Source organism: Heyndrickxia acidicola (assembly GCF_001636425.1).
Taxonomy (GTDB): Bacteria; Bacillota; Bacilli; order Bacillales; family Bacillaceae_C; genus Bacillus_AE; species Bacillus_AE acidicola.
Genome location: NZ_KV440953.1, coordinates 1,501,770 through 1,513,896, shown reverse-complemented (window position 1 = coordinate 1,513,896; position 12,127 = coordinate 1,501,770). Strand labels below are relative to the sequence as shown.

Here is a 12,127-nt window from a genome sequence, read left to right as displayed (position 1 = left end):
GGATATACTGTAACAATTAGATTCTTTTTAACAACGGATACCGCTTTTATAAAAACTTATTGCAGCAGCCTTTCAGATCAAAGGCTCCAATAAGGCGGCATGATTTTGAAAACTCTATAATAAACACTTGCATGTATGAATACATATAAGTTAAATTCAGATTTTACAAGGAGCATTACAAGCATTGAATAATACAGACATGAATAAAACTATGAAGGACGTTTTGGCTCTTTCTGGCAGTAACGCCAATGTCAGATTAATGAACAGATTTCCAGGAAATCGTTTGGTGGGGGGGAAATATAGCCCAGGGACACATACGGTCACTTTATATATAGAAGAAATAAGAAAGCAGTGCAGGCTTTTGTTTGCAAGTGAAGATGTCTTTCCAATATACTTTTGGATTGTCCTTGCTCATGAGCTTGGACATGCAGAAGACAGCGAATTAAATACTCTCTCAGAACGCTATGACATATGCGGGAGTGACGTTGAACGCAAAAGGATTGCACTTAAGATTGAAGAAAATGCATGGGATTTCGCTAGAACCATTGTGCCGGAAGACTATCGTGGAATTCTTGAAGAAATCATTGATCAGTCACTAAGAGCATACCGTGAGGATTTGGAGCCGGTGGGTGCATAACCTTTTACAGGGGGTGTCCTAAATGCTGCAATGATTACAAAGGACCTTGGCTACAGCAACTTTTTTTGCTTGTTGGTTTCCGCTCCAATCATCTTTAGATTCAGATCATCAATAGGATATAAGATAGATATGGGAAGTGCCTTGGTCATCCTGCAGGTTGGTTTTCACTCCGGATACTCGGCTTTCTCTTGGCAGTAGTAGAACCACATCGTTGCATTCTTATGGGGGAAACCCCAATAACTTCTTTAACTTAAAGGAGTATTTTTCCTTCCACTCTAATTAAAGTTGAATCCAAACGATCTTTGGATATTATTAGGTATGCTCAGCGTTGTTCGTCCTGCCTGTTCTTTTCTGCTCAACAGATATACACCATGCTATTATTCTCATCAATTGTTCTTCTCCCCTTTTCCTTCTCTGTCCAAAAATAAAAAAGAGGTGACTCAAATGGCCGCTTATAATAACCGCCTCTGAGTCAGCCTCTTTTTTATTTTCGTTTCATCATAGAAATTTAACCAATCAATATGAGTACTTCATGCTTTGTTGTACTTTCATATAGAAACCTATATCGATTATACCTTTATTCTTCTAAATGACAGAAGACAAGCATATACATTTTTCGTATAGAGGAATAGGAGGGATTAGGCTTTGGAGGCACAAAATAGCCCTAGTTACCAGAAACGTGTGAAGTCTTTATACGCGATAGGGATTTTCTTCTTTCTATTATTGGGTGCAAGAATGGCGTATATGGAAGTAATCTATCATATTGGTAAAACTACTTTGACGGGTATGAAGGATGAAGTAGAGGTATTGAACTCGACTTTAATCGATGATGTCCAAAACCGATTTAATGTTGATCTAGAAGGATATCAGGAGTTTACATACAACGAACTTGCTGAGACCGTTACAGATGATTACTCTGAAATGTCAATTATGGCAATTGCAAATCAGCAATGCCAAAAAGGATGTACGGGAACTCCATCTGCTTTTATAAGGGAAAATAAAGGATATGTATTTTACAGACAAAAGAACGGCTTAAATGTACTGTTGAGAATAAAAGAGAAGAAAAATCAATGGGAAGTTTCATCAAAAGAAACTAAAGAGTAGAACTTAACAGGAAAGAAGTTTTGCAGCTGGCATTTTAGGATATATATATATAAACCCATTATGCCCAAATGGTTATTTATATAAAGGAGAGGCCAGTATGAACAGACTTTTTGAAAACGAACAAAAAAAAGGTTTATTAATGAATGAAGCATCCAAAGTAGATATTAAGCTTTTCGACACGGAAGGGGAACAGCCTTTTAAAGATATTGATCTAAGCAAGAAGCATGTATATGAATTTACAGACTTCACGTTGAGGACACCAATCGAAAAAGCAGATGCTTTCTATGAAGTTCTTAATATCCCTTACGATTGCGAGCTCTGGGTTCTTCCTGTAACAGAAGAACCTACAAATTATATTAAAGAGTTAAAGGAAAAGAAAACTGCCCAGCTTTTTGAACTGCTTTCAGCTGTTAGAGAGACAATTCACAGAGACAGAACGTTTATTATATCAGATGACAAGCTGCATGAATCCGTCGCCCAGGAATTGCAGGCTCTAGGATTTACTTTAACAGTCGTAAGTGAAAAAGAATTAAGAAATATTGAAATTTCCTTTTCATAATGAATGAGACTTAAATAATAAAATATAAAAGTGCTGCCGTAGAATATTCTCATATGGCAGCACTTTTAATGTGGACTTATAAAATTTAAAATATTTCGTTAATTATTGCAACTTAATATACATAGAGGTATGATGAAAGGGTAAACATACCAACTGGTTAGTATTTTTCGTAAAACCTAGCAGGAGGAGGAACTATGAATTTTTCTTATACAGATAAAGTCCAAGAGCTCCTTAAAACATTAAATTTTTTTATGAATGAGCATGTCTATCCAAATGAAAAAATCTACGAAGAACAAGTGAATTTCCAGCAGGATAGATGGTCAGCCGTTCCCTCTATAATGGAGGAAATGAAATCGAAAGCAAAGAAACAGGGATTATGGAATCTATTTCTTCCGGAAAGCGAGTATGGTGCAGGGTTAACCAATCTTGAATATGCACCTCTTTGTGAAGTAATGGGAAGGTCCATGATTGGCCCGGAGGTTTTCAATTGCAGTGCACCTGATACCGGAAATATGGAGGTGCTTGTCCGATATGGAACCAATGGGCAGAAAGAAAAGTGGCTTACGCCTTTATTAGAAGGCGAGATACGCAGCTGCTTTTCCATGACAGAGCCGGATGTGGCTTCTGCCGATGCAACAAATATCCAGGCAAGTATTGTCCGGGATGGCGATGAGTATGTAATAAACGGAAGAAAATGGTGGTCATCCGGAGCGGGGGATCCACGGTGTAAAGTAGCTATTTTTATGGGGAAAACAGACACGAAAGCACCTAAATATGAACAGCAGTCCATGATTTTGGTACCTCTTGATTCCAAAGGGGTGACAATTGAGCGTAAATTATCCGTTTTTGGCTATGATCATGCACCGCACGGCCATGCAGAAATCACATTCAAAGATGTGAGAGTACCGCTTGACAATATCCTGTGGGGAGAAGGAAAGGGGTTTGCCATCGCACAGGGCAGGCTCGGTCCAGGAAGAATTCATCACTGCATGAGGCTTATTGGTGCAGCAGAAAGAGCACTCGAAGAATTATGTAAGCGTGTACAAAAAAGGGTTGTATTTGGAAAAAGTCTTTCAAGCCAGGGAGTTGTTCAGGACTGGATTGCAGAATCAAGAATTGAGATTGAACAAGCGAGATTACTGACTTTAAAGGCAGCCTATATGATGGATACAGTAGGAAATAAACAAGCAAAAGCAGAAATTGCCATGATTAAGGTTGTGGCTCCTAATATGGCGCTAAATGTCATTGACCGCACAATCCAGGCATTTGGGGCTGCTGGAGTGAGCGAAGATTTTCCTTTTGCGGCACATTGGGCTAATGCCAGAACCCTAAGACTGGCAGATGGACCTGACGAGGTACATAAATCACAGCTTGGCAGACTTGAATTAAAAAAATATCAGCTTTAAAAAGGCTTTTTTCGTAAACTTTGTTGCTATTTTATAAATGAATCCAGGATAAACAGGGTTCAGGGTTGAAAACAAAATGACTGAGGACGAAAAGATGCCACGATGCCTTACTTATTACGGATTTAACTTTTTTGCGAAAAGCAACAATCTATGCGAAAACAGCCTTAAATAAAGAATAAATAGAGAGGAGAAACAAACATGCATGTTTTAGATTTATTTAAACTCGAAGGGAAAACCGCCATTATCACAGGAGGAGGGAGAGGGCTTGGAGCCCAGATTGCAGAAGGCTTTGCAGAAGCAGGAGCAAATATTGTCCTTTGCTCACGAAAAGTGGAATCCTGTGAAGAGACGGCGGCTTTATTGCAAGAAAAAGGAGCAAAAGCGCTGGCTGTAAAGTGTGATATTACGCATCCTGAGGAAATAAAAGTGATGGTGGATAAAACGCTCAAGGAATTTGGAGCTATTGATATATTAGTCAATAATAGCGGTGCCACCTGGGGTGCTCCGGTTGAAGAGATGCCAATTGAAGCATGGAATAAAGTAATAAATGTGAATGTAACAGGAACCTTTCTGGTCAGCCAGGAGGTCGGAAAAGTCATGATTAAACAAAAGCATGGAAAAATCATTAATATCTCTTCTGTCGCTGGCCTTGGCGGGACGGATCCCCGTTTTATGCAAACTATCGGCTACAATACCAGTAAAGGAGCCATTATCACGTTTACAAAGGACCTGGCAGCTAAATGGGGTCAATATAATATCAATGTAAATGCCATTGCACCAGGTTTTTTTCCTACGAAAATGTCCCAGGTGACCATTGAGCAGGGCGGCCAAAGAATTATAGATTCTACGCCGTTGAAACGCCTTGGAAATGAAAATGATTTAAAAGGTGCAGCACTGTTCCTTGCGTCTTCAGCCTCTGATTATGTAACTGGAGATACTCTGATTGTTGATGGCGGATCTCACGCAATGTAGCATCCAGGCTTGAAAAAACGATATCACATATGAAGTGGAGGGAGCTTTTCGTGTATAAAGATGATGTACAATACAGTCAGTATCCTGAGTCGATTAAAAAGGAATTTACTGTACCCAATATCACAGTTCCGGACATATTGGCGCAAACAGCTGCAAATATACCCGATCATCCTGCTTTAATCTATTATGAAAAAAAGATTTTGTATAAGGAACTTCACAGCTTATCCATTCGCTTTGCTTCTGCTTTGCAAAACGCTGGAGTGCAGAAGGGTGACCGCGCGGCTATTATGCTGCCGAACTGTCCGCAGTATGTGATTGCTTACTATGGAATACTTAATGCAGGGGCCATTGTGACACAAGTGAATCCTATGCTTGTGGAAAGGGAGCTTCTCCATATTCTAAGTGATTCTCAGCCTGAAACGATCGTCGTATATGAAGATCTTTACCCACTGGTAAAAAAGGTACAGCAGCATACCAATATTAAAACCATTGTAAGAGTGAGTTTCCAGCCTTCATCACAAACAGAGGATTATTCATTCGAAGCTTTTTTACAATCAGGAAGTCATCCGTTTCAGCCTGCTTCCATAGAGCCTGAACACGATATTGCTCTGCTTCAATACACCGGGGGGACGACAGGACGATCAAAGGGTGCCATGCTGACACATAGAAATCTTGTGGCTAATACCATGCAGTCGGCAGAATTTTTCAAGCATGATATCCAGTATGGAAAAGATCGATGTTTAACGGTTATACCGCTTTTTCATGTATTCGGTATGACATCAGGTATGAATCTATCGATTTTTACGGGAGCTGCCAATATATTATTGCCGCGTTTTCAGGTAGAAGAAGTCTTGCAAACGATTAAAAAAGAGCAGCCTACCATGTTTCCTGGTGTTCCCACCATGTATATTGCGATTATGAACCACCCCAATGCGGAGGAATATAACATTGATTCGATTCGAGTCTGCAATAGCGGCAGCGCTCCCATGCCTGTGGGAATCATGGAGGAATTCGAAAAGAAAACTGGGGCGAAAATCCTTGAAGGATATGGATTATCAGAAGCTTCACCGGTGACGCACTGCAACCCTGCATTTGCTGAGAGGAAACCGGGAAGCATCGGAATCGGTGTACCGATGACCAGGTACAAAATAGTGGATGTAGCAACTGGAACAAGAGAAATGCCATTTGGAGAGACAGGCGAGCTGATTATTTCCGGCCCGCAAATCATGAAGGGTTATTGGAATATGCCAGATGAAACAGCTCACACCTTAAAAGATGGCTGGCTGTATACAGGTGATCTGGCAAAAATGGATGAAGAGGGATACGTCTATATATTGGATCGTAAAAAAGACATGATTATTGCCAGCGGATATAATATCTATCCGCGTGATATTGAAGAGGTTTTATATCATCATCCAAAAATTCAAGAAGCCGCAGTGATTGGAGTACCGGATGCTTATCGGGGAGAAACGGTTAAGGCCATTATTGTTCAAAAAGCAAATACTAACCTTACTAAGGAAGAGGTGAAGGAGTATTGCGCTAAGAATCTTTCTGCCTATAAAGTACCCAAAATTATAGAGTTCCGCAGTGAACTGCCTAAAACAAATGTGGGCAAAATCTTGAGAAGGGCTTTAAGGGAAGAGGAAAAAGCAAATGCAGTTAAAATCAATCCTTTAAATTAAATGACGAAAAGACTATCACAAGTTTTTCAAATGGAGAGGCAGATGGTATGATAGATTGCTGAAAAGACATGAGAATTGTGAGGAATACAGATGAAAGAAAAAATTGTTCAACAAAGCATTCTTCTATTTGAAAAATATGGTTTCAGTCAAACATCTATTCAGGATATTGTTGATGCACTCAGCGTAACGAAAGGGACCTTCTATTATTACTTCAACAGCAAAGAAGAGCTCTTAATGAAGATACACCTTCAATATATTGAGCAGCTCTTAAAGAAGCAGGAAAAAATAATGGAGAACCCTTCACTGACCCATAAGGAAAAAATTAGCGGAATTGTGGAGCTTCTCATTACAGATATCGGAGAAAAGGGACCCAGTGCAAGAGTATTTTTTCGGGAGATCAGACATTTAAAAGGAGAAAATTCCTCTGAAATCAAGGAAATGCGCAAACAATTTCGTTTGAAAATTGAAGAGATTGTGAGATTGGGTGTAGAAGCAGGTGAGTTTAGAGATGGCCTCCAGATAGAAATGACTGCATTTGGAATTCTTGGCGTTACCAATTGGAGTTATCAATGGTATGACCCTTCCAAACAAATCAGTGATAAACAATTAGCAGATATTTTCGTAGATATGATTTTACATGGAATTGAAAAAAAAGTGTGATCGTCCATCTGGCTGCAGCATCCATTGATGTGTAGCTGTTAGAAAATACATACTAACTGGTTAGTATAAAGGAGGCAATTATGTGGCTGATTTCAAGGTGAAACGTATTTGTGTGGTGGGTGCTGGGCAAATGGGACATCAAATTGGCATGCTGAGTGCGTTAGGAGGATTTCACACCACAGTACAGGATCTTAGTGAAAGTGCTCTTGAGAAAGCGGAAGTATCTTTACGCAGTATTATGAAGAAATGGGTAGACAAGGGGAGAATAACAGGACACGAGGCGGAAGCAGCTTTTAATCGCCTTCATTTTACAACCAGCCTTGAGGATGCTTCTAAAGATGCAGATTTTGTCATTGAAGCTGTCGTAGAAAAATTAGAAGTAAAAAGGCAAGTATTTGAGCAGCTGGAGCGTTTTGCTCCTTCTCATGCCATTTTTGCATCCAATAGCTCTACCATTGTCAGTTCACTGATTGCTGATGCAACAAGCCGGCCAGAGAAGGTATGCAATATGCATTTCTTTTTTCCTCCATTGGTAATGGACTGTGTAGAAGTGGTGATGAGCGAAAAAACCTCTGAGGAAACAGCAGAGACAACCTTGGAGGTTTCGAAGAGATTGAACAGAACGGCTCTTCTTTTGCGAAAAGAAATTTCAGGATTTGTGGCCAACCGTATTCTGGGCGCTTTGCATAAGGAGGCCATAAATTTGTATGAGAGCGGGATAGCCGATTTTAAAGACATTGATATCATTTGCAAAAAAGCGCTTAACCATCCAATTGGTCCTTTTGAATTAATGGATCTTTCTGGTATTGATGTTTGTTATTTTGTCATGCAGCAGCGCTTTGAAGAAACAGGAAATCCTGAAGATAAACCGCCATCGATACTGGAGGATAAGGTAAAGGCAGGGAATTTGGGCAGGAAAACGGGAAAAGGCTTCTATGATTATCAAAAACAAGAAATCAAGTCTTAAGAGAATGCTGGTTTAAAAATAATTATTGCTTTAAGAAGAACGGGATATAGGGAGCGCCTTCAAAAGGAAAGGCTGGAGAAAAGAATGCTATTTAAAACCACCGTTACGGCACGCTGCGGTGAAACAGATGCCCTCGGCCATATCAACAATACAAGCTATTTTATTTATATGGAAGAAGCAAGGATTAAGTTTTTTCAATATTTAGGATTCGGTATGGATATAAAGGATTGGCGCTTCATTCTTGCTTCCACTACCTGTGATTATATTGCACAAGGCTATTTTAATGATGAAATCGAAGTGACTGCTGAGGTAGCAGAGATTGGTACAAAAAGCTTTCACCTTATGCACCGTATGATCAATCGTAAAACTGGGAAGCTCATTGCGAAAGGAAAAGCGGTCATAGTTTACTTTAATTTTGATAAACAGGTAAGCGAAGCACTGCCAGAATTACTCAAATCAGAGTTGTCTCGGCATCAGCCGGCACCAGAGTAAAAAGAAAGGGGGAGCATGCAATGGACCAATCAGTAAAAGATACAATTGCAGTACGAAAAGGAGAAGAGCTCGATCAAACCGCCTTGTTTACCTATTTGCAGCAGCACTTTAAGGATTTTCCTGAAGAAGAGCTTCAAATTAAGCAATTCGGAGCCGGACATTCAAACCTAACCTATTCACTCAGGGCGGGTGACTGGGAAGCTGTTTTAAGAAAACCGCCGCTTGGTCCTGTTGCCCCTAAAGCACATGATATGGAAAGAGAGTTTTCCATCTTGAACGCACTTAACCCAGTCTTTCCTGTTGCTCCAAAGCCCTTTTTATTTGAAAGGGACTCGAGGGTTGTCGGGAGTCCCTTTTTCCTTATGGAGCGAAGAAAAGGAATTGTTCTGGATACGGAATTTCCTAATGGAATCGAACCTGCAAGAGAACTTTGCCAATCAATTTCTCAAACAATGGTAAATACACTGGTGGATCTTCATAATATCCCCTATGAGAAAACGAAGTTAAAAGAACTCAGTAAACCTGATGGATTCCTGGAGAGGCAGGTTCATGGATGGATTAACCGATATGAACGCTCTAAAACAGAAGAAATGAATGGGGTGGAAAAATTGACGGGCTGGCTGGCTGAACATATGCCTGTTTCAAAAGGTCCGACCGTAATTCACTATGATTACAAGCTAAACAACGCCATGTTTTCATATGATTTAACGTCCATGACCGGACTGTTTGACTGGGAGATGACTACAGTTGGGGATCCTCTTTGTGACCTGGGGGCTGCAATGAGCTATTGGATACAGGCTGATGATCCTGATGAGCTCAAAAACGGGTTTGGAAAGCCTCCAGTTACTTCATCAGCCGGCTTTTATACTAGAAGAGAATTTATTGAAGCCTATGCAAAAAGAAGCGGGCGGGATGTTGCCAATATTCACTACTATATAACATTTGCTTTGTTTAAGCTCGCAGTAATATGCCAGCAAATATACTACCGCTATAGAAAAGGGCAGACGGAGGACCAAAGATTCAAGTATTTAAACCATACTGTCCGGAATTTAATTGAATATGCAAACCATCAATCTTCTCAAAAAAATTAAGCCTTAAGGACATATGAGGAGAGGTGAATCTATGCCAAAGCTGCATGTTATATTAAAAAAAGAAGAGATTGATAAAGAAAAAATAGCAGGAAAGGTTGCAGTGGTGCTGGATGTTCTCCTTGCGACGTCTACTATCACTGCTGCTCTTTATTACGGTGCAAAGGAAGTCATTCCTGCGTTAAACGAACAGGAAGCGAGGGACTATGCAAGGAGGTTGGAAGAGGAGACGTATTGTCTTGTCGGTGAATTCAATGGAAAGACCATTGAAGGCTTTATGGATCCGAACCCCGGGGCATTAAAGGATAAAGTATCAGGAAAGACGGTTATTCTTTCTACCACAAATGGGACAGTGGCAATCAATAAATCCAGAAATGCCAAACAGCTTTATGCGGCTTCCATATTGAATGGGAAAGCAGTAGCTGACAGAATTTTATTTTCTCATCATGAAACGGTTATCATAATCTGTTCAGGATCTTCTGATCAACTCAGTCTAGAGGATTTTTATGGAGCCGGTTATTTGCTGGACTGTCTCTTAAGAGAAGAAGATAGAGATTGGGAATTAACGGACGCTTCCAAGGCGGCTCTCTATTTTTATAAAAGTCAAGAAGATCAATCATATGAAATTCTGAAGGCTTCCAGGGTAGGAAAGATGCTCACTGAATTGGGTTTTGAGGAGGAGCTTAAATTTACAGCAAGTCAGAATCGTATTCCGATCATACCTGTTGTCAAGGGCTCTTCTATCAGGGTAGAAGAATATTTTTTTCATAAGGAGTGAGAGCATGGAAAAGACAAAAAACAAATGCAAGGGAAACAGCTTTCTTTATGCACCTTTAGTCATGGATAATCTCTTCACCCCTGAGGACTTTAACGAAGAGCATAAAATGATTGTAAAAACAGCAGGACAATTCGCTGAAAAAGAAGTAAGTCCATTTATAGAGGAGATAGAGAATCAGAATTTCAAAAAAGTAGTAGAGCTCCTAAAGAAAGCAGGCACGCTTGGGCTTTTGGGCCATAGTGTTCCTGAGAATTACGGGGGTTTAGGCCTGGATAAAATCAGCAAAGGGATTGTAGGGGAAGCGGTTGGAGCAACCGGCGGGTACGGTGTAGCCCATTCAAACCATACATGTATTGCAACGCTTCCTATTACTTATTTTGGTACCGACGAACAAAAGAAGAAATATTTGCCTAAGCTGGCTTCTGGCGATTATATCGGTGCCTATTGTTTAACAGAGCCAGAGGCAGGATCAGATGCTCTCTCTGCAAGAACCACTGCTGTTTTGAATAAAAAAGGCACTCATTATCTTTTAAACGGAACCAAAATATATATCACTAATGCTGAGTTTTCAGATATCTTTATTGTGTATGCCAAGGTGGATGGCAAGCAATTCACCGCATTCATTGTGGAAAAAAATTTTCCTGGTCTTTCGCTTGGAACGGAAGAGAAGAAGATGGGGATTAAAGGATCTTCGACTCGATCGGTTATCTTTGAGGATTGCGAAGTTCCTGTGGAGAATGTATTAGGAGAAATTGGCAAGGGGCATGTCATCGCACTGAATGTTTTGAACCTGGGCCGTTTCAACTTGGGTTCAGCCTGTTTGGGAGGTGCGAAAAAAGCCTTTGAACAAACACTGAACTTTGTAAAAGTAAGAAAACAATTTAAGAAATCCATTTCTGATTTTGGTGCTACCAAAGAAAAACTTGCAAGCATGGCCTCAGCTCTTTATGCAGCTGAATCTTTGCAGTACCGAACGGCTTCTTTATTAGAAGGGGCATTGGGTGATCTTTATCAATCCAATGACTACAGGCTGATAGGACAAAGCTTAAGTGAATTTGCAGCAGAATGTGCCGTTTGTAAGGTTTTTAGCTCAGAAATGCTGGATTTCACTGTTGATGAAGCGCTGCAGCTGCACGGCGGGGCAGGTTTCATAAAAGAATATAAAATTGAAAGAATGTATCGAGACGCGAGAATTAATCGGATTTTTGAAGGAACCAATGAGATTAACCGCTTGTTAATTCCTCTTTCCTTATTTAAGAAAGCGGCAAAGGGGATGATTCCTTTAGAAGAATACATCCAGGACGCCATTTTGGAGCTCAAAATGAAAAGGACGGCCGATGGAGCAGAGGAAATGGCGCGTGAACAAGCTGCTGTTGCTTCCATCCGCAGAATTTTCCTTTATTGTGCAGGTATCCTTTATCAACGGTTTGGAGCGGACCTTTCTGAAGAGCAAGAAGCCCTTATGGCGCTTTCAAATATTGGCATCCAGCTTTATGCAGCAGAATCATCTGTTTATCGCTCCCTCAAGGCAATTGAGAAGAATGGGCTGGAAAAGGAGCAGGTGAAATATGATTTATCGGCTTCCATTGTAGATGAGGCACTCCGGAAAGTAGAAGGGTACGCCCGAAAACTGATCTCAGGTGCAGTATCGGGCAAGGAGGTTCTCCCGATGATTCAGTTGATCATAACTGAGCTGTCCAGCTTAAGTGCATCTGGAACAACCTTGAGAAATAGAAGGATTGCTGATGCCTTTCTGTTGACTGAACGCTATTTGGTATAAGG

The 12,127-nt window shown here is 40.5% G+C and carries 12 protein-coding genes; all 12 read left to right on the top strand.

The window, feature by feature from the left end; translation table 11 throughout:
* The first annotated feature begins 184 nt into the window (after positions 1 to 184).
* The 12 genes from A5N88_RS07015 to A5N88_RS06960 all read left to right on the top strand — a co-directional run bounded on the left by A5N88_RS07015 (position 185) and on the right by A5N88_RS06960 (position 12,125).
* The gene (locus tag A5N88_RS07015; RefSeq protein WP_232317545.1) at positions 185 to 637 is read left to right on the top strand and encodes a hypothetical protein; all 453 of its coding nucleotides are present in this window, start codon (positions 185 to 187) and stop codon (positions 635 to 637) included.
* A gap of 645 nt (positions 638 to 1,282) precedes the next feature.
* Positions 1,283 to 1,741, top strand: a complete 459-nt coding sequence (locus tag A5N88_RS07010) for a hypothetical protein (RefSeq protein ID WP_066264385.1) — start codon at positions 1,283 to 1,285, stop codon at positions 1,739 to 1,741.
* A gap of 97 nt (positions 1,742 to 1,838) precedes the next feature.
* Complete coding sequence (locus tag A5N88_RS07005; RefSeq protein ID WP_066264383.1) at positions 1,839 to 2,300, top strand: hypothetical protein; 462 nt, start codon at positions 1,839 to 1,841, stop codon at positions 2,298 to 2,300.
* Between the two features lie 194 nt (positions 2,301 to 2,494).
* Positions 2,495 to 3,706 (top strand): acyl-CoA dehydrogenase family protein, encoded by a 1,212-nt coding sequence (locus A5N88_RS07000; protein WP_066264382.1) that lies wholly within the window; start codon positions 2,495 to 2,497, stop codon positions 3,704 to 3,706.
* 198 nt (positions 3,707 to 3,904) lie between these two features.
* Entirely contained in the window at positions 3,905 to 4,678 is a 774-nt protein-coding gene (locus A5N88_RS06995) for an SDR family oxidoreductase (protein ID WP_066264381.1), read from the top strand.
* 50 nt (positions 4,679 to 4,728) lie between these two features.
* A complete protein-coding gene (locus A5N88_RS06990; protein WP_232317544.1) occupies positions 4,729 to 6,360 on the top strand; it encodes a long-chain-fatty-acid--CoA ligase in 1,632 nt (543 codons plus the stop codon).
* Between the two features lie 90 nt (positions 6,361 to 6,450).
* Positions 6,451 to 7,020 (top strand): TetR/AcrR family transcriptional regulator, encoded by a 570-nt coding sequence (locus A5N88_RS06985; protein ID WP_066264377.1) that lies wholly within the window; start codon positions 6,451 to 6,453, stop codon positions 7,018 to 7,020.
* A gap of 82 nt (positions 7,021 to 7,102) precedes the next feature.
* Complete coding sequence (locus A5N88_RS06980; protein ID WP_157090621.1) at positions 7,103 to 7,987, top strand: 3-hydroxyacyl-CoA dehydrogenase family protein; 885 nt, start codon at positions 7,103 to 7,105, stop codon at positions 7,985 to 7,987.
* 84 nt (positions 7,988 to 8,071) lie between these two features.
* Complete coding sequence (locus tag A5N88_RS06975; RefSeq protein ID WP_066264376.1) at positions 8,072 to 8,479, top strand: acyl-CoA thioesterase; 408 nt, start codon at positions 8,072 to 8,074, stop codon at positions 8,477 to 8,479.
* Positions 8,480 to 8,499: 20 nt separating this feature from the next.
* On the top strand, positions 8,500 to 9,570 hold the full coding sequence (locus tag A5N88_RS06970) for a phosphotransferase family protein (RefSeq protein ID WP_066264374.1): 1,071 nt from the start codon (positions 8,500 to 8,502) through the stop codon (positions 9,568 to 9,570).
* A 31-nt stretch (positions 9,571 to 9,601) separates the two neighbouring features.
* A complete protein-coding gene (locus A5N88_RS06965) occupies positions 9,602 to 10,345 on the top strand; it encodes a 2-phosphosulfolactate phosphatase (protein WP_066264373.1) in 744 nt (247 codons plus the stop codon).
* Positions 10,346 to 10,349: 4 nt separating this feature from the next.
* Entirely contained in the window at positions 10,350 to 12,125 is a 1,776-nt protein-coding gene (locus tag A5N88_RS06960; protein ID WP_066264372.1) for an acyl-CoA dehydrogenase FadE, read from the top strand.
* Positions 12,126 to 12,127 lie beyond the last annotated feature (2 nt).